General features: G+C 69.3%; 17 protein-coding genes. 9 read left to right on the top strand and 8 right to left on the bottom strand.

The window, feature by feature from the left end:
* Positions 1–17: 17 nt before the first annotated feature.
* The 5 genes from BOSE46_RS00155 to BOSE46_RS00135 form a co-directional block, all read right to left on the bottom strand.
* The gene (locus tag BOSE46_RS00155; protein ID WP_236551561.1) at positions 18–692 is read right to left on the bottom strand and encodes an ABC transporter ATP-binding protein; all 675 of its coding nucleotides are present in this window, start codon (positions 690–692) and stop codon (positions 18–20) included.
* Positions 689–1,600: an ATP-binding cassette domain-containing protein gene (locus tag BOSE46_RS00150; protein WP_159537108.1), complete on the bottom strand. Its 912-nt coding sequence runs from the start codon at positions 1,598–1,600 to the stop codon at positions 689–691. The genes BOSE46_RS00155 and BOSE46_RS00150 overlap by 4 nt, the downstream gene beginning before the upstream one ends.
* Positions 1,601–1,672: 72 nt before the next feature.
* Positions 1,673–2,137: a GtrA family protein gene (locus tag BOSE46_RS00145; RefSeq protein ID WP_159537106.1), complete on the bottom strand. Its 465-nt coding sequence runs from the start codon at positions 2,135–2,137 to the stop codon at positions 1,673–1,675.
* The gene (locus tag BOSE46_RS00140; RefSeq protein WP_159537104.1) at positions 2,124–2,885 is read right to left on the bottom strand and encodes a polyprenol monophosphomannose synthase; all 762 of its coding nucleotides are present in this window, start codon (positions 2,883–2,885) and stop codon (positions 2,124–2,126) included. The genes BOSE46_RS00145 and BOSE46_RS00140 overlap by 14 nt, the downstream gene beginning before the upstream one ends.
* On the bottom strand, positions 2,882–4,432 hold the full coding sequence (locus tag BOSE46_RS00135) for a hypothetical protein (protein ID WP_159537102.1): 1,551 nt from the start codon (positions 4,430–4,432) through the stop codon (positions 2,882–2,884). Before BOSE46_RS00135 ends, BOSE46_RS00140 begins: the two co-directional genes overlap by 4 nt.
* Before the next feature lie 91 nt (positions 4,433–4,523).
* On the opposite strand from BOSE46_RS00135, the gene BOSE46_RS00130 reads away from it, so the two are divergent.
* From BOSE46_RS00130 to BOSE46_RS00095, 8 genes are all read left to right on the top strand, one after another.
* A complete protein-coding gene (locus BOSE46_RS00130) occupies positions 4,524–5,186 on the top strand; it encodes a response regulator transcription factor (protein WP_159537100.1) in 663 nt (220 codons plus the stop codon).
* Positions 5,183–6,496 carry a HAMP domain-containing sensor histidine kinase gene (locus tag BOSE46_RS00125; RefSeq protein ID WP_159537098.1) on the top strand — a complete coding sequence of 438 codons (1,314 nt, stop codon included), beginning with the start codon at positions 5,183–5,185 and terminating at the stop codon, positions 6,494–6,496. The genes BOSE46_RS00130 and BOSE46_RS00125 overlap by 4 nt, the downstream gene beginning before the upstream one ends.
* 49 nt (positions 6,497–6,545) lie before the next feature.
* Positions 6,546–7,376 carry a hypothetical protein gene (locus tag BOSE46_RS00120; RefSeq protein WP_159537096.1) on the top strand — a complete coding sequence of 277 codons (831 nt, stop codon included), beginning with the start codon at positions 6,546–6,548 and terminating at the stop codon, positions 7,374–7,376.
* Between the two features lie 69 nt (positions 7,377–7,445).
* A complete protein-coding gene (locus BOSE46_RS00115) occupies positions 7,446–8,147 on the top strand; it encodes a phosphatase PAP2 family protein (RefSeq protein ID WP_159537094.1) in 702 nt (233 codons plus the stop codon).
* Complete coding sequence (locus BOSE46_RS00110) at positions 8,144–8,761, top strand: VTT domain-containing protein (protein ID WP_159537092.1); 618 nt, start codon at positions 8,144–8,146, stop codon at positions 8,759–8,761. The genes BOSE46_RS00115 and BOSE46_RS00110 overlap by 4 nt, the downstream gene beginning before the upstream one ends.
* A gap of 51 nt (positions 8,762–8,812) precedes the next feature.
* Positions 8,813–9,610: a hypothetical protein gene (locus BOSE46_RS00105; protein WP_159537090.1), complete on the top strand. Its 798-nt coding sequence runs from the start codon at positions 8,813–8,815 to the stop codon at positions 9,608–9,610.
* Positions 9,611–9,686: 76 nt separating this feature from the next.
* Positions 9,687–9,827, top strand: coding sequence for a hypothetical protein (locus tag BOSE46_RS00100; protein ID WP_159537088.1), 141 nt, complete (start codon positions 9,687–9,689; stop codon positions 9,825–9,827).
* Positions 9,828–9,859: 32 nt separating this feature from the next.
* Positions 9,860–10,321, top strand: coding sequence for a DUF2231 domain-containing protein (locus tag BOSE46_RS00095; protein ID WP_159537086.1), 462 nt, complete (start codon positions 9,860–9,862; stop codon positions 10,319–10,321).
* 16 nt (positions 10,322–10,337) lie between these two features.
* Here the strand turns inward: BOSE46_RS00095 and ppk2 are convergent, their stop codons facing one another.
* Entirely contained in the window at positions 10,338–11,240 is a 903-nt protein-coding gene (ppk2, locus tag BOSE46_RS00090) for a polyphosphate kinase 2 (RefSeq protein WP_159537084.1), read from the bottom strand.
* Positions 11,241–11,332: 92 nt separating this feature from the next.
* Here ppk2 and BOSE46_RS00085 point away from each other — a divergent pair, with 92 nt between their 5' ends.
* Positions 11,333–11,893, top strand: coding sequence for a 4'-phosphopantetheinyl transferase superfamily protein (locus tag BOSE46_RS00085; protein WP_159537082.1), 561 nt, complete (start codon positions 11,333–11,335; stop codon positions 11,891–11,893).
* Here the strand turns inward: BOSE46_RS00085 and BOSE46_RS00080 are convergent.
* A complete protein-coding gene (locus BOSE46_RS00080; protein ID WP_159537080.1) occupies positions 11,868–13,181 on the bottom strand; it encodes a M1 family metallopeptidase in 1,314 nt (437 codons plus the stop codon). The genes BOSE46_RS00085 and BOSE46_RS00080 overlap by 26 nt on opposite strands.
* Positions 13,178–17,080: a Pls/PosA family non-ribosomal peptide synthetase gene (locus BOSE46_RS00075; RefSeq protein WP_236551560.1), complete on the bottom strand. Its 3,903-nt coding sequence runs from the start codon at positions 17,078–17,080 to the stop codon at positions 13,178–13,180. The genes BOSE46_RS00080 and BOSE46_RS00075 overlap by 4 nt, the downstream gene beginning before the upstream one ends.
* Between the last annotated feature and the right edge of the window lie 135 nt (positions 17,081–17,215).

Raw genomic sequence — 17,215 nt, 5'->3', positions numbered from 1 at the left:
CGGGGCGGTCCGCGCCGTCATCCCAGGCGACCGTCGGAGATCGTGAGGACTCGGTCCGCCAGCGCCATCATCACCGGATCGTGGGTGGAGACCACGGCGGTGACGCCCTCCGACTCGACGAGCCCGCGCAGCAGTCCCATCACGGCGAGGCCGGTCTCGGCGTCGAGCTGACCGGTCGGCTCGTCCGCGACGAGCAGTCGAGGTGATCCAGCCAGCGCGCGGGCGATCGCCACTCGCTGCTGCTGACCGCCCGAGAGCTCGCCGGGGCGCTGGGCACCGTGCTCGCGGAGTCCCACCAGGTCGAGCAGCAGGGCGACCCGCTTCTCGCGCTCGCCTGCCGGCGTACGACGCAGCCGCAGCGGCACGCCGACGTTCTCAGCAGCGGTCAGCGCCGGCACCAGGCCGAAGGTCTGGAAGATGTACGACACCGAGTCGCGCCGCAGCCGGCTCAACCCCTCGTCGTCGAGTCCGGTGACCTCGGTGCCGTCGACCCGGACGGTCCCGCTGTCGGGCCGGTCGAGTCCGCCCAGCAGGTTGAGCAACGTCGTCTTGCCGGACCCGGAGCGGCCGACCAGCGCCACCATCTCCCCCGCCGCGACGTCGAACGACGCGTCCTTGAGGGCGTGAACCGTGCCCGGGCCGGACCCGTACGTCCGCGTCAGACCACGGGCGGCCACCATGGGCTCGGTCACCGGGCCTCCCCGTCCGAGCGGATCTCGACGTGGTCGTTCTCCAGCGCGAGCCGGACCCGGCGCGTCAGGGCGAGGGCCTCGCGGAACTCGCGCGGCACCTGCACCCGGCCGGCGCGATCCATCACGGCATACTCCTCGCCCAGTGCGTGCCCACCAGCGGCAAGGTCGTCATGGCTGCGCAGCACCTCGCTGCTCGTACGCCCGTCGCGGATCGCGATGGTGCGGGCCACCTGGCCGCTGACGGCGTTGTCGTGGGTCACGATCACGACCGTGGCGCCGAGATCACGGTTGGCGGTGCGCAGTGCCGCGAAGACCTCCTGCGCCGTCTCGCTGTCGAGCTCACCGGTCGGTTCGTCAGCCAGCAGGACGCGGGGCTCGTTGGCGAGCGCCACGCAGATCGCGACGCGTTGCTGCTCGCCGCCGGACATCTGGTCGGGCCGGCGATCGGCACAGTGCGCGACCCCGACGGCCTCAAGCAGCTCGGACGTACGACGCCGCCGGTCGGCGCGAGGGCGTCCGGCGATGCTCATCGGGAGGTCGACGACCTCGCTCGCCGTCAGGTAGGGCACGAGGTTGCGGGCAGTCTGCTGGCGCACGAACCCGACGACGCGACGCCGGTAGTCGACCCGCTCACTGCGCGACAGTGCGAGCAGGTCATGTCCGGCCACGCGCGCCCGGCCCGCTGTGGGTGCGTCGACACCGGCGAGCACCTGCAGCAGTGTCGACTTGCCGGAGCCGGAGGCGCCGACGATCGCCACCATCTCACCGTCGTGAACCAGCAGGTCGAGACCCTGCAGCGCCTGCACCTCGACGCTCTCGGTCTGATAGATCCGCACGAGGTTGTCGCACACCACCAGCGCGTCGTGGCCGTACTCGGGCTCCTGCTCCGGAGGAGCAGGCAGCGACATCGTTCCCACCCTCGGCACTCCTCTTTCGGCTCAGCCCCGGATGAGCGTAACAAAGGTCACACCAATCTGGGCTCAGAAGTGACCGTCTGTCTGAAGGATCTGTGTTGGTGCGAACACGAACCGCTTGTAGGACCAGTATCGGAAAGCCGTGCCGAGGGCGAGGCCGATGACGTTGGCCGAGATGTTGTCCGCCAACCTGCTCGTGAGTCCCAACAGGTCGTGCGAGATCGCAAGAGTGACGATGGAGAAGCCGAGCCCGATGAGATTGAAGACGATGAACAGCGCGACCTCGCGACGACGATCACGACCGCTCTCGCCACGCCACGTCACGGCCCGGTTGCCGAGATAGGTGACGACCATCGCGAGCCCCACGGCGATGGCCTTGGCCACGGTCGGGTCCAGCCCGATCAGGATCGGCGCGGACCGGAGGTAGTTGAAGGCGGTGACGTCGACGACGTACCCGACGCCGCCCACGGTGAGAAAGCTGACGACCTCGGGACTCGCCAGTCGTGCGAGCAGGCGACTAGGAGCGGGCATCGCTGGTCCGCCTCATCGGGGTCGTCGCTGTGGCAGGTCGGCGGTCTCGGATCTCGTGCCATCGCCACGCCAGCACGCGGAGGACGGCCTCCCGGATGATCGCCGTCGACATCTTGGACTCCCCCACCGTCCGGTCCGTGAAGGTGATGGGCACCTCGGTCGTGGTCAGGCCCATACGGCTGGCACGCCAGGTGTTCTCGATCTGGAACGCGTAGCCGTTCGACTGGGACTCCAGCACACCGAGCCGGAGCAGTGAGTCCCGGCGGAAAGCCCGGAACCCAGCCGTGGCATCCCGAACGCGCAGCCCCAGGACCACACGGACGTACGCATTGCCGACACGGGAGATGACGCGCCGCCGCCAGGTCCAGTTGTCCACACCGCCGCCCCGGACGTAGCGCGAGCCGATCGCGACGTCGGCCTGCCCGAGAGCGGCGACGAGCTCAGGGATCTTCGCGGGCGGATGGGACAGGTCCGCATCCATCTGGACGATGACGTCGTAGTCCCGAGCCAAGGCCCATGTGAAGCCGGCACGGTAGGCAGCTCCGAGACCGTCCTTCTCGGAACGGGTCAGGAGGAGGAGCCGAGTCAGGTACGCGGGATGGGCCTCAACCAGGGCGCCCGTGCCGTCGGGGCTGTTGTCGTCGACGACGAGGATGTCGGCGTCCGGGACACTTCGGAGAACCTCGTCGAGCACGGTCCTGACACCCAGGGCCTCGTTGTATGTGGGGATGACGACGATCGTGGTCACTGGGCCAGCTCCTTCATGGTGTTCAGCAGCGTGGAGGTGCCGCGGCAGTCGCCGACGACACGCGGCGCGGGCCGGTCGACGCCGTTCCGCAGGAAGATCGCGTGGTCACACATACGGCCGACAGCGTGATAGTCCTGGCCAAGGATCGAGCTCGTGCGTGCGGTGTCGAGGCCCCAGGAACGGACGTGCTTGCGAATCACGAACCACGTCGGGGCCTGCGGCCCGCTGAGCACCCCGTCCAGCTCGGCCAGCTGGGGGTCGATCGTCTTCACCGGCAGACTCCACAGCTGGACGTACGGTGACGGCAGCCCCGTCGCGTAGGTCAGGTTGGCGTTGCCCCACGCCGTCACGATCGAGTCACCCGGTTGCGACGACGCCGCGATGGCTTGGCCTACGGCCTGCGCGTCGGTCCCCTGTGGCTGGGCCAGGCTCACACCCCAAGCCACAGACGCCGCCAACACGACGTACGCGGTGACTGCCCGGGCAGCGAAGCTGCGTCGCGATGCCAGGACACCTGCGGAGATCGAGAGCGGAGCGACCATCTCGACGAGGTAGTGATGCCAGTAGTTGCCGCCGAGCAGGACTGATGCACCGGCGAAGACCGTCATCGCCACAAGGGCGACGAAGGCCGTGTCGTGTCGGCGCCGAGACATCACGTGGCGGACCAGCGCGAGCACGAGGAATCCCAGCCCGCAGACCACAGCTGCGGCGACGAGTCCGTGCAGTCGGGCCGATGAGTGCTCACGCCCACCCGCCGCCTGTACGGCGGCGGCGCGGACCCGGAACGGATACATCGCATCGAAGACGCCGACGAGCGAGGTCCCATGCACGACGGTCCAGACTGCGACCACGGAGAGCACCACCGCAGCGCCGGCCACGGCACCGGCAGCCAGCGCCCAGAAGCGCTGACGGCTCAGCTCGCCGCGCCAGACCGCAACAACCAAGGCCACAAGCCCGAAGACGGCGGCATCCGCCAGGTTCTGCTTGACCAGCAAGGCCGACATCGCCAGACCGCCCGCCATGGCCGACCGCACGACGGCGTCGTGATGTCCAGGCGTTCGGAGGGCTGACATCACGCAGATGACGCCGCCGAGGATGAACGGGGCCGCCAGCAGCTCGCCATTGACCTCGTACCCGCCCAGAAGCGGACTGAGGGTCAGCCCCGCGGCCGTGAGCGCCGCCCACCGACCGGCGACCGGGCCGCTGATCATGCAGGCTGCGCGGGCCACACCGAGGACCACGAGCGCCACCGCCACACATCCGATGAGCCGCAGGGTGACGAGCCCTCCGAGCTCCGAGGCGAACCGGAAGATCGTGATGAGCAGCGGTGGGCGATCGACCCAGTAGTTGCCGTACAACGAGGTGCCGCCGCCATGCCACTGACCAGCGACGACCAGGAACCCGCCTTCGTCCGGGCTCGGGGCGTGCCCGAGGAACGGTAGCCGGGCAGCCGCCGCACCGGCGGCTGCGGCGCCGATCGTCCAGGCGGGGAGACCGGCGACTCGGGCAACCGGCGTCCGGTGAGCCAAGGGAGCCATGGCTGTCATGCGGCCAGACTGCTCGCTCGAACCTGCACGCGACCTGACCACGTCGGCAAACCGTGCCGGATCGTTGGATGCCATGGTGCACGATGGCGAGATGACAGTGGTCGGCATCTGCGAGGACGATCCGGGCGTTCGCCGCGTCCTCACCGATGCGCTCAAGATGCACGGGCACGACGTCGTGATCGCGCGCAACGGGCGGGAGGCGGTGGACAACCTCGGCGTACGAAGCGGGGTCGAGGTGTTGATCCTCGATGTCGGTTTGCCCGACGCCGACGGCCGCGATGTCTGCCAGGCGTTGAGGGCCGGCGGGCAGCACGCCCCCGTCCTGTTCCTCACGGCGTTGGATGCCGTCCATGACCGGGTCGCCGGATTCCACGCCGGCGGAGACGACTACGTCGTCAAGCCCTTCGCGATCTCGGAGGTCCTCGTGCGCGTTGACGCACTGCGTCGACGCAGCCGGCCCGAACCCGTGTCGATCAGCGGCCTGAGTCTCCATCCCGACCGGCTCTCGGTCGCCGCCGATGGCCGCGAGGCCACCTTGACCCCGACGGAGTTCCGGCTGTTGGCGGCGATCGCCGCCGAGCCCGGCGCGGTCACGCGCCGGCGAGCGGCCGTGGCCGCGGCGTGGCCGGACGGCGCCATCGTCAACGAGAACACGATCGACTCGTACGTGCGACGCCTTCGCGTCAAGCTCGCGTCGATTGACTCGCCGGTCGAGCTGACGACGGTCCGCGGAGTGGGGTTCACCCTCCGATGAGGTTCGCGCAGCGCACGCTCATCTCCCGAATCGTCTGGACGACGCTGATCGTCACGGCAGTCGCCATGGCCGCCATGGTCGTGACCGTCATGCTGGTCCTGTCGGCCTTGACGAACAAGAACATCGAGGCCCGGTTGCGCGATCAGCTCACCGCCGTCTCGTCGACCGTCAAGGTCGGCGCCGACGGCGGGCTGACCGCGCTGGAGACTCCCAACGACACGATCGATGACACCACGTGGATCTACGCCGTCGACGGCACCCTCGTCGAAGGCCCCCGGGTGGGTCAGAGGCTCACGTCGACAGCGAACTCACTGTCCGACGTACGCAAGGAGACCCGGTTGGACCGGGATGAGCGTTCGTTCCTCGCCGCTCCCGTACGTCGTGACGGAAGGGTCGAGGCGGTGGTGGTCGTCGAGGCTCCGCTCGAGCCCTACGAGTCGACCCGCAACCTCACCTTGTTGGGTCTGCTCGCGCTCGCGGTGACCGTGACAGGCGGCTCGGCGGCCATCGCCGCGTGGACCGTCAAGCGCACTCTCGGTCCGGTGGAGTCGATGGCGGCCCAGGCCCGGGACTGGAGCGAGCACGACCTCGAGTCACGATTCGACACCACAGCGGCGGATGACGAGTTCGGCCGCCTCGGCCGAACCCTCAACGTGCTCCTGGACCGCGTCGCCGGCGCACTGCGCAGCGAGCAGCAGCTGACATCCGAGCTGGCTCACGAGCTCCGGACCCCGTTGACCGCGATCCGCGGCGAGGCGGAGCTCACCATGATGACCTCGCCGAGCCCGGACGTCGCCGAGCGGCTCGTCCGGGTCGTGGAGCTGGTCGACCGCATGAGCACGACGATCACCTCGCTGCTCGCGATCGCCCGCAACGACGCCCGACTCGACAGCCGCACGACTGCGACCGACCTCGTCGACGCCGTGCTCGACCATCGCCCGGACAGACCCGGACTGACGATCTCGCGCGACCGCCTCGACGGCGTGGAGATGTCGGTGCCGACCGAGCTGGCGATCCGCGCGCTGGCACCCATCGTCGACAACGCGTTCGCGCACGCGCGTACGTCCGTCGGGTTCCGTGCAGTCGCCCACGAACGCATGGTCGAGATCACCGTCAGCGACGATGGCGACGGGGTCACGATGGACGACCCCGAGTCGGTCTTCCGCTCCGGCGCGCGGGGCAGCGAGTCCCACGGCGCAGGACTGGGACTGGCCCTGTCCCGGCGCGTCGCCCGCACGCTGGGTGGCGACGTGCGGATCACCTCGGCAGATCGGCCCACGAGCTTCACGCTCACCTTGCCGCGCACCTAGGCTCTCGCCAGTCAGGTTCGTGGCAGGTGGCTGGCCACAAGGTGGGCGCATGACTCATTCACCTGAACCCACGTCCAGCCGTGAGGCGAGCCATCTCGACCGCGGAGCCTGGACCCGGACCCTGCTGAACAAGGTCCCCGAGGTCACGATCTTGTTCTGGGTGGTCAAGATTCTCTCCACCACCGTCGGCGAGACCGCAGCCGACTACCTCAACGAGAATGTCGGCCTCGGCCTCTCAGCCACGACCGCGATCATGGCCCTCCTGCTCGCGATCGTGCTCATCGTGCAGTTCACCGTCCGGCGATACATCCCGGCGATCTACTGGCTCGCCGTCGTGCTGATCAGCGTCGTCGGCACGTTGTTCTCCGACAACCTCGTCGACAACCTCGGCGTCAGTCTCTGGACCACCACGGCGATCTTCGGCGCCGGGCTCGTCGTCTCGTTCGTGGCCTGGTACCGCAGCGAGCGAACGCTCTCGATCCACACGATCGTGACGCGCCGACGCGAGGCCTTCTACTGGCTCGCGATCCTGTTCACGTTCGCACTGGGCACGTCCGCCGGCGACCTGGTCGCCGAGAAGCTGGCCGTCGGATACTTCCCCTCCGCACTCATCTTCGGCGGGGTCATTGCCGCGATCACCGCGATCTACTACGGCTTCAAGGCCGACGCCGTGCTCGCGTTCTGGGCGGCGTACATCGTCACCCGGCCGTTCGGCGCTTCGATGGGTGACTTCCTGACGGCCCCCACCAAGGACGGCGGTCTGGGCCTGGGCACGAACGGCACCAGCGCGCTGTTCATCGCGATCATCGTCGCGTGTGTCCTCTGGTTCACCGTCAAGGCCAGGCACGAAGACCGCGTGCTGGCGCCCGCGCCGGTCTGACCATCCAAGCCGGCCCCGCCCAGACTGACCCCCGACGGTCGGGCGGGGCCCTTCATCGTGAGGCTCCCCATGAGTGCACCAGTCAGACTCGCTGCCCAGGCCGCGACCGTGTTCGCCGGCTCGGTCGTCGGCGTGCTCGCGCTCGCGGACTCGGCCCGTGAGCATGACGGAGCGCCGGCGCGCCTCGACACCCAGCTGGCGACGGATGCGGTGAACGCCCGATCAGGGATGCTGACTCACGCTGCGAGGCTCCTGACGCTGGTCGGCAGTGAAGTGGTCGTCAGCGCTCTGGCGCTGCTGCTGGTCATCGTCCTGCTCGAACGCAGAGGTCCGTTCCTGGCGATGTGCGCCGCCGTCGCCATGGCGGTGTCCGCATCGCTCACGGTTGGGGTCAAGCTGTTGGTCGCACGGGACCGCCCAGGCGCGGGCGTACGGCTGGGCCCGGTCGACTCGACGTACTCCTTCCCTTCGGGCCACGCCCTCAACTCGGCGGTGTTCCTCGGGCTGGTCGTCCTCTTGTTCGTGCCCCTGTTGCACCCGCGGCGCCAACGCATCACCGTCAGGTGCAGCCTCGCGTTGCTGGCCTTCGGAATCGGCGTGAGCCGTGTCTACCTGGGCTATCACTGGGCCAGCGACGTGGTCGCATCGTGGCTCCTTGCCGCGGCTGTGCTGGCCCTCGTCGCGGTCGTCAGCAAGACGTGGGGCCATGGACCCGACAGCCCCCCACGAACGGACGGGGACCGGGCGCACGTGCCGGGCGTGACGCCATGATCGCCGCTCTGACACCGTTGCTGTACACCATGGGTCCGGCGGCGCTGCTGCTGATCATGGCGGTCGTCTTCGCGGAGAGCGGCCTGCTCGTCGGATTCTTCCTGCCGGGTGACTCCCTCCTGTTCCTGGCCGGCGCCCTCGTGGCTTCCGGGGTCATCGGTCTCCCGATCTGGCTGCTCGGCCTCGGCGTGTACGTCGCCGCAGTCCTCGGCGACCAGGTCGGCTACTCGATCGGCCGACGTCTCGGGCCGCGGCTGTTCTCCCGCGAGGACTCGCGTCTGTTCTCCCAGGCCAACGCCGACCGCGCCCGACGCTTCTTCGACAGCCACGGCTCCGGAGCGGTGGTCCTGGCTCGATTCGTCCCGGTCGTGCGAACGTTCGTGCCGGCCGTCGCCGGAGTCGCCCACATGCCACGCCGCGTCTTCACGACGTACAACCTGCTCGGCGCCGCCGTGTGGTCGGCCATGATCGTGACGGCCGGCTACCTCTTCGGCGGCATCACGTTCATCGCTGCCCACATCGAGCTCATCACCATCGGGCTCGCTGGGCTGTCCGTCGTACCAGCGGGCATCACGTACCTGCGTCACCGCCGCGCCCGGTCCGTACGCATGTGAGGCTCCGCCGGTCAGGTTTCGATCAGGTGGACGTACCTACCGTCTTGTCCCATGGCCACCCGAGCATTCCACTCAACCAAGGTTCCCGAGGTCTTCCTCCTCTTCTGGATCGTCAAGCTGCTGACCACCGGGATGGGAGAGGCCGGATCCGACTTCCTCGGCACCGTCAGCATCCCGCTGGCCGCCGTGATCGGGATCGGCGGCTTCTTCCTCGTCCTGTGGCTGCAGCTGCGAGCCGACCGCTATCAACCGGTGCGCTACTGGACCACGGTCCTGGGTGTGGCCTTGTTCGGCACGATGATCGCCGACGGGCCGCATGTCGCGCTCGGCACGCCGTATGCCGTGGACGCCGCGATCTACCTGGCTCTGCTGTGCGGGCTCCTCGCGTGGTGGAGGGCGAGCGAGGGGACGCTCTCGGTGCACTCGATCACGACCAGTCGGCGCGAACGGTTCTACTGGGGTGCCGTGCTGCTAACGTTCGGTCTCGGAACAGCGGTCGGCGACGCCACCGCGATCGAGATGGGGCTGGGGTTCGCCTGGTCGATCGTGCTGTTCGGGGTCCTCATCCTGGTGCCCCTCGTGCTCTGGCGTGCCGGACTGAATGCCACGGCGGCGTTCTGGGCGGCGTACGTGCTGACGCGCCCGCTCGGTGCGTCGGTTGCCGACTGGCTCGGCAAGTCGCACTCAGCCGGCGGCCTCGGGTGGGGCGACGGGACCGTCACCGGACTGGCGCTGCTGATCTTCGCCGCGCTGGTCACGTACCTGGCCGTCACCCACAGCGACGTCGAGGGATCACACGGGCCGGCCCCGGACGCGGGGCGTCCTGTGGACGAGCTCGACGCGGTCTAGGACAACGCGCGAGGCTGCCGTGGAGAAGGCCTCGCTGATCAGGTTCTGTGCAGGTCATTCCACGCAGGGTGGGACCGTGACCGCCAACGGCCAACGGCCCGACCACGACGCCCGGCGTTCGCGCGCGAGTCGGAGGGTGCGGCGCGACCTGGTGCTCGCCGCGGGCCTCCTTTGCGTCCTGGTCTGCGTACAGCTGATCCGCCTGATGCTCGGCTGAACGAAATCTCACTCAACAGACGGGACATCTGAATGCCGAACGACTTCCGCGGCCTGCCGCTACATCCGCTCATCGTGCACGCGACGGTCGTGATCGTTCCGCTCGCGGCACTGACGGTTCTCCTGGCGGCGCTCTGGCCGCGCTTCAGGGGGTGGGCCGGCCCGCTGCCTGCTGGCCTCAGCCTCGTTGGACTGATCCTCGTGCCGCTGTCCACGTCGACCGGTGAGACGCTCGAGCGACACGTCCCGCACTCAGCACTCCTCGAACGGCACACCCACCTCGCGGACGGACTGCTGCCATGGATGATCGGCCTGCTGGCCGTGGCAGTGGTGGGCTACGCCCTCCATCGGCGACCCACCTCGATCTCGAGAGCCGTCCCGATCGTGGTGGCGGTGCTGACTGTCGTCGCCGTCGTGGGTACGACCGTGCAGGTGGTCCGAATCGGCGAGAGCGGCGCCAAGGCTGCGTGGGCCGGCACCGACATGACTCGCTGAAAAGAGCTGGCGGCCGTCAGTCGGTGGCGTCGCGGAACAGCTCGGCGGCCGGGCCGACGATCAACGGATCAGGCCGCGCGACCAGCTCGTGGTCCTTGTTGTCGTAGTCGAACTGCGCCAGCACGTGCCGCATCGACTCGACGCGGGCGCGCTTCTTGTCGTTGCTCTTGACGACGGTCCACGGCGCCACGGACGTGTCCGTACGGGCGAACATCGTCTCCTTGGCACGCGTGTAGGCGTCCCATTTGTCGAGCGACTGCAGGTCCATCGGCGAGAGCTTCCACTGCCGGACCGGGTCGACCTGGCGGATGGCGAAGCGCGTGCGCTGCTCGGACGACGTCACCGAGAACCAGAACTTGATGAGGTGCAGGCCGTCGTTGACCAGCATCTTCTCGAACGTCGGCGCCTGCCGGATGAACTCGTCGTACTGGTCGTTAGAGCAGAACCCCATGACCCGCTCGACGCCCGCGCGGTTGTACCAGGAGCGGTCGAACATCACGATCTCGCCGGCGGCAGGCAGGTGCTGCACGTAGCGCTGGAAGTACCACTGCGTCTCTTCGCGCTCGCTCGGCTTCTCCAGCGCGACGACCCGCGCGCCGCGAGGATTGAGGTGCTCGGTGAACCGCTTGATCGTGCCGCCCTTGCCGGCGGCATCGCGGCCCTCGAAGACGAGGACGAGGCGTCCGCCCGTGCCCTTGATCCAGTTCTGGAGCTTCAGCAGCTCGATCTGCAGCAACCGTTTCTGCAGCTCGTACTCGTTGACGTCCATCCGAGCCTCGTACGGGTATCCCTCGCGCCAGGTGTCGATCGACTGACCGCGGTGATCGAGGAGTACCGGATCGTCGTCGTCCACGTCGACAACGGAGTAGTCGCCGAGCCGGTTGATGTCGAGGCGCGGGGTCCCGAAGTCAGTCGTCATGCGCACAACCTAGAGATGGACGACGACGGCGCGATGGACGCTCAGCGACGCTGCGATGAACAGGGCCCGGGCAGCCGTGATAGACCCGTCACGTGACCACAGGTGCGAGTGGCGGGAGGAGCGGACGTCTCGTCGTCGGCTGGACCACCGCCGCCGCCGCGAAGGACGAGCTCGCGCGGCTGGCCGCGTCGTTCGCGGGCGTCGACCGTGACGACGTCAGCATCGTCCGGGCCTGCCGATCGTGCGGCAGCGACCAGCACGGCACGCCGTACGTCGTCGGGCTCGAGACTCGCGTCCACGTAAGCCTCAGCAGAGCCGGCGATCTGGCAGCGCTCGCAGTCTCCGACGCGGGCCCGGTCGGAATCGACGTCGAGCGTCTGGACGCCGCTGCAGGCTCACCCGACATAGCGACCTGGGTGCGCAAGGAGTCGGTCGCCAAGGCCACCGGGCACGGCCTGACGATCGATCCCGATCTCATCGAGGTGAGTCCGCCGGGCACGGCGCCGGCGCTGCTCGGCTGGCCGGTCGACGAGCCGCTGGACTCTCCCGCGTGGATGTTCGACGTGACGTGTCCCGACGGGTACGTCGCCGCCGCGACGGTGCTGTCGCAGGCTCAGCCCGCGCTGGTCACGGAGTCAGCGCCGGAAGGCTGATCTCGCGCAGCCACGCATCGAACAACCCGCCCACCGACGCCCCGCAGAGCTCACCGGTCAGCGCGATGAAGTCGTCGGTCGTCACCGACCCGTGGGCATACCGCTCGGTCCAGGCGCGCAGCACCTCGAAGAACCGGTCGTCGCCGACCTGCGTACGAAGCGCGTGCAGCAGGAGTGCGCCACGCTTGTAGACGCGGTCGTCGAACATCAGCTCCGGCCCCGGATCGCCCAGCTGGAAGTCCTGGTCGAGCTCGCTGAGGCGGTCCCAGTGGAGCTGTGCATGGTGCTCGGCGGCCTGCCGGCCGGACTCCTCTGACCACAGCCACTCGGCGTAGCACGCGAAGCCCTCGTGCAGCCAGATGTCGCGCCAGCTCGTGAGGGTCACACTGTTGCCGAACCACTGGTGGGCCAGCTCGTGCGCGACGAGTCGCTCGCTGTCCCAGTCGTCCGTCGCGAAGTTGGACCCGAAGACGGCGAGTCCCTGCGCCTCCAGCGGGATGTCGAGCGCGTCGTCGGTGATGACGGCGGTGTAGGCGGCGAACGGGTAGGGCCCGAAGAGCCGGACGAAGGCCGTCATCATGTCGTCCTGACGGGCGAACGGCCCTCCGCTGGCGGCCTTCTTGCCGGCCGGGTGGACCGTGCGGATCGGCACGCTGCTGCCGGAGTCGACCACGCCGTAACGGCCGATCTGGACCGTCGCCAGATAGGTCGCCATCGGCGCCTCCTCGACGTGCCGCCAGGTCGTGCCCGCCGAGCGCCGACGCTTGCTCTCCTGGACGCCGTTGGCCACGACGAGGTAGTTGGACGGCGCCGTGATCTCGATGGCGTACGTCGCCTTGTTGGACGGCCGGTCGTTGCACGGGAACCACGACGGCGCCCCGTGCGGCTGGGACGCCACGATGACGCCGTCGGCGAGCTCCTCCCACCCTGCGTCCCCGTCGAGGCCCGGCATGGGTTGGGGCGAACCGGCGTACGAGACGACGACCGTGAACGTGCTCCCGGTGGCGATGGGGCTCCGGGGCTGGATGACGAGCTTGCTCTTGCGGTGGGTGTGCTTGGCCGGGGATCCGTCGACGCTGACCTTGGACACCCTCAGGCGGTAGAGGTCGAGCTTGATCTCGTCGATGTCGTCCAGTGCCGTGGCGCTGAGCATCGCCCGACCCGAGAGCCGGTTGGAATCGACGCTGTAGTCGAGCTGGAGGTCGTAGCGGGTCACGTCGAACGAGTGGTCACCGTGGTCCGGGACGTAGCGGTCGTCCTCGACACCGACGGACACGGTCCGCGTCATCGGGGGGCCACGACGGCGTCGTCGTCGGCCCAGGGCCCGATCGGGTTGCCGATCCAGCGCGTCTTCTTCGGCACGGACTCGCCCCGCATGACCAGCGACACCGGACCGATCGAGGCATGCGCGCCGATCGTGGCGGCGGGCAGCACGACGCTGTGGGGTCCGAGCGTCGATCCTGGCTCGAGGGTGACCGTGTCCATGCTGAGTATCCGATCATGGAACAGGTGCGTCTGCACCACGCAGCCCCGGTTGACGGTGCTGCCGGCGCCCAGATGGATGAGGTCGGCTTCGGGCAACCAGTAGGTCTCGCACCACACGCCGCGGCCGACGCGGGCACCGAGCGATCGCAGCCAGAGGTTGAGCACCGGCGTCCCCGACGCGGTACGCGCGAGCCACGGTGCACCGAGCAGCTCGACGAACGTGTCCGCGAGCTCGTTGCGCCACACGAAGCTGCTCCACAGGGGATGCTCGGCGGCTCGCACCTTGCCGACCAGGAGCCACTTGGCGCCACTCGCCACGACAGCAGCAGCGGCACCCGCGACGATCAGCACCAGGCCCGAGGTCGCCGCGACGACCGGCCACCCTTGTCCGGCCAGTCGCTCCAGCCCGAAGACGACGAGCAGACCGAGCAGACCGTTGACGATCAGGGGCACGATGCGCGCCAGCTCGATGGCTGCCCGCCACACGCGGACGCGACGCTCGGGCGAGTGCGTACGACTGTCGTCGGTCTTGTCGGAGGAGCGGCGCAGCTTCTGCGGCGGACTGCCGAGCCAGGACGTGCCGGCTTTGGCCTCTGCACGACGGGGCGCCGCGGAGAGCACCGCGACCAGGCCGCCCTTGGGGACCTTGCGTCCGGGCGCCGTCATGCCGGAGTTGCCGACGAACGCTCGACGGCCGATCTTGACCTGCTCGATCCGCAGCCAGCCGCCGCCGAGCTCGTACATGCCGAGCATCGTGTCGTCGGCCAGGAACGCGCCGTCGTTGACCGACGTCAGCGACGGGAGCATCAGCACGGTGGAGGCTTCGACACCGTCACCGATCCGGGCACCCAGTGCTCGCAGCCAGGCTGGGGTCAGGGTGCTCGAGTAGAGCGGGAACAGCCAGGTGCGTGCGTCATCCATCAGCCGTACGACCGACCAGGCCTGCCACCCACGGAGGCTGTGCACTGGATAGGTGCCGCTGGTCAGGCCGACCGACTGCAGCCGCACCGACGCCAGCACGAGGAGGGCAAGTGCGACGAACCCGACCAGCACGCCGACGGGTGCCGCGAGCGACGCACGGAGCAGCGCGTCGCCGAGGTCGTTCGCAGACCTGACGAACGGCGACACGGCGAGGACGGCGACTCCCACCGCCAGCACCGGCAGCAGTGAGATGACGGCGGCCACGACGGCGTACGCGATGGTCCATCGCCGGCGACGCGGTGCTCGCGTGCTGGTCAGAGGGCCACGGGCCGCACCGTTGCGACGCGCCGGCGCGCCCGACCAGTACTCCCCGGCCGGCACGCTGCCGAAGACGGCCGAGCCCGGGCCGATCTCCGCGCCGGCCCCGACTTCCGACCCGGGGCCGAGGAGGCTGCGCACCCCGATCCGCGCATCGGCGCCGACGGAGATCGTGCCGATGTGCACCGTGTCGCCGTCCAGCCAATGTCCGCTGAGATCGACCTCCGGCTCGATCGACGCGCCGTTGCCGATCTCGACCATCCCCGTGATGGGCGGCAGTGAGTGCAGGTCCACGTCCGAGCCCACCCGTGCTCCGAGCAACCGGGCGTACGTCGTGAGGAGCGCGGCGCCGGAGAGTGACCCGGCTCGAAGCTCGTCGGCCAGGTGCTCGGCGAGCCACAGGCGCAGGTGCACCCCGCCGCCCCGTGGATGGGCGCCCGGGGAGACTCCGCGCAGGAGGACCCGCGCACCCAGTGCCGCCAGCAGCATCCGCCCCGGAGGTGCGATCAGCAGGAGCCAGCCGATGGCGATCCAGGCCCAGGAGACCTGCGGCAACCATGACCAGCCGAGCAGCGTGTCGGCCACGTGGTTGCCGGCCGCGACCCAGGTCAGCCAACGCAAACCGCTCAACGTCCGCAACGGGATGGTCAGCAGGATCTGCGCAGCTTGCGTCGAGGTACGCACCGGGCGAACCGGGGAGTTCTGCCGCGCATGGGCGTTCGACATCGCGTCAAGAGCCGTCGCGAGGCCCGCAATCGACGGATTCTCGTACACGTCGGCCACCGTGACCTCGGGGAACTTCTCCCTGAGCCGCCCCACCAGCTGCGCGGCACTGAGGCTCCCGCCACCGAGGACGAAGAAGTCGTCGGCCTGGCTCGTGACCACGGCTCCCAACAGGTCGAGCCAGAGCGTCTTGAGCCAAGCGCTCGTCCCCTCGAAATGGCTCTCGTCACCGGACGAGTCGACGCTCGGCAGCGGCCACGGCAACGAGTCACGGTCGATCTTGCCGGAGGTGCGGGTGGGCATCGTCTCGAGCCGGGCGAGACGGGGCACCAGCGCCTCGGGCATCTGGCCGCGCAGCACCGCGAGGGCGCCCGCCAGGTCGAACTCGGGTCCAGTCGCCACGTAGCCCACGAGGATCCGGTTGCCGGCCTCCGTCGTGCGGATCGCCGCAGCCGCAGCCGCGACCCCGGGCAGTCCCAGCAACGCGCTGTCGATCTCGCCGAGCTCGATGCGGCGGCCGCCGATCTTGATCTGCTCGTCCGCGCGGCCCACGAAGACCAAACCCTCGCCGTCGTACGAGACCAGGTCGCCGCTGCGATAGGCGCGATCCCATCCGAGGCTCGGCATGGGCGCGTACTTCTCGGCGTCCTTGGCCGGGTCGAGGTAGCGAGCCAGCCCGACACCGCCAATGATGAGCTCCCCCGTCTCGCCAGGCGGCACCTGCTGTCCGGCCTTGTCGACGACGGCGAGATCCCAGCCGGCGAGCGGCAGCCCGATGCGTACGGGCGTACCCGCCTCGAGCTGCGCAGCGCAGGCGACCACGGTGGCCTCGGTCGGACCGTACGTGTTCCACACCTCGCGGTCGGGAGCAGCCAGTCGCTCGCCGATCTCGGGCGGGCAGGCCTCGCCACCGACGATCAGCAGGCGTACGTCGTCGAGCACCCCGGGCGGCCACAGCGCGACGAGGGTCGGGACCGTCGACACCACGGTGATGCTGTTGGCGACCATCCACGGCCCGAGGTCGCTACCGCTCTTGACGAGGGATCGCGGCGCCGGCACGAGGCACGCCCCGTGCCGCCAGGCGAGCCACATCTCCTCGCACGACGCGTCGAACGCCACCGAGAGTCCGGCCATCACCCGGTCGCCCGGGCCCAGCGGTCGATCCTGGAGGAACAGTGCCGCTTCGGCGTCGACGAACGCAGCCGCCGAGCGGTGGGACACGGCCACACCCTTGGGCGTACCGGTCGAGCCGGAGGTGAAGATGACCCACGCGTCGTCGGTCGGCAGCGGCTCGTCCTCGAGCGCGGCGACACCACCTGCGCGCCGGGACGTGATCACCAGCCCGTTGCCGACGACCGCTGCGACATCGGCCTCGCCGAACACCGTGCGCGCCCTCGAGTCCGGATCGTCGACGTCGACCGGCACGTACGCGGCGCCCGCGACGAGGATCCCCATGATCGCGACGTAGAGGTCGAGCGTGCCCGAGTCGACCCGGACACCGACACGGTCACCGCGGCCCACCCCGCGCTCCCGCAGATCAGAGGCGAAGGCATCCGCCGCCTCGCAGAAGGCCGCGTACGTGAGCACGTTCGAGCCGTTGTCGAGCGCTGAGGCGTCGGGGCTGTCGCGAGCCGTCTGACGCAGGATGTCGACGAGCGTCCGGGGTGGCGGAGCCTGGGTCGACTTCAGCAGGGACGAGAGCTGGTCTGACGCGAGTGCGCTCAGATCGGGGGCCGACACGACCAAACCTTGCAGGACCGACATGAACCCGCGGTGAACCACAGGGGTCCGAACGTTCGCCTGCCGTTTGTTGTGTGCCGTCTGGGCCGGTCCTAGATTGGATGACGAGCCGGCAGGTGAACACGCCCTGCCGGT

The sequence above is a fragment of the Aeromicrobium sp. 9AM genome (genome assembly GCF_902506105.1).
In the GTDB taxonomy this organism is placed as follows: domain Bacteria; phylum Actinomycetota; class Actinomycetes; order Propionibacteriales; family Nocardioidaceae; genus Aeromicrobium.
Note: the sequence above shows the minus strand (reverse complement) of the source record. Positions and strands in the feature narration are given on the sequence as shown.

Bases quoted from the DNA above. Each gene is read 5' to 3' on its own strand.
- BOSE46_RS00150 (WP_159537108.1), bottom strand. From the start codon at position 1,600: ATGTCGCTGCCTGCTCCTCCGGAGCAGGAGCCCGAGTACGGCCACGAC.
- BOSE46_RS00145 (WP_159537106.1), bottom strand. From the start codon at position 2,137: ATGCCCGCTCCTAGTCGCCTGCTCGCACGACTGGCGAGTCCCGAGGTC.
- BOSE46_RS00135 (WP_159537102.1), bottom strand. From the start codon at position 4,432: ATGACAGCCATGGCTCCCTTGGCTCACCGGACGCCGGTTGCCCGAGTC.
- BOSE46_RS00130 (WP_159537100.1), top strand. From the start codon at position 4,524: ATGACAGTGGTCGGCATCTGCGAGGACGATCCGGGCGTTCGCCGCGTC.
- BOSE46_RS00125 (WP_159537098.1), top strand. From the start codon at position 5,183: ATGAGGTTCGCGCAGCGCACGCTCATCTCCCGAATCGTCTGGACGACG.
- BOSE46_RS00120 (WP_159537096.1), top strand. From the start codon at position 6,546: ATGACTCATTCACCTGAACCCACGTCCAGCCGTGAGGCGAGCCATCTC.
- BOSE46_RS00115 (WP_159537094.1), top strand. From the start codon at position 7,446: ATGAGTGCACCAGTCAGACTCGCTGCCCAGGCCGCGACCGTGTTCGCC.
- BOSE46_RS00110 (WP_159537092.1), top strand. From the start codon at position 8,144: ATGATCGCCGCTCTGACACCGTTGCTGTACACCATGGGTCCGGCGGCG.
- BOSE46_RS00105 (WP_159537090.1), top strand. From the start codon at position 8,813: ATGGCCACCCGAGCATTCCACTCAACCAAGGTTCCCGAGGTCTTCCTC.
- BOSE46_RS00095 (WP_159537086.1), top strand. From the start codon at position 9,860: ATGCCGAACGACTTCCGCGGCCTGCCGCTACATCCGCTCATCGTGCAC.
- ppk2 (WP_159537084.1), bottom strand. From the start codon at position 11,240: ATGACGACTGACTTCGGGACCCCGCGCCTCGACATCAACCGGCTCGGC.
- BOSE46_RS00080 (WP_159537080.1), bottom strand. From the start codon at position 13,181: ATGACGCGGACCGTGTCCGTCGGTGTCGAGGACGACCGCTACGTCCCG.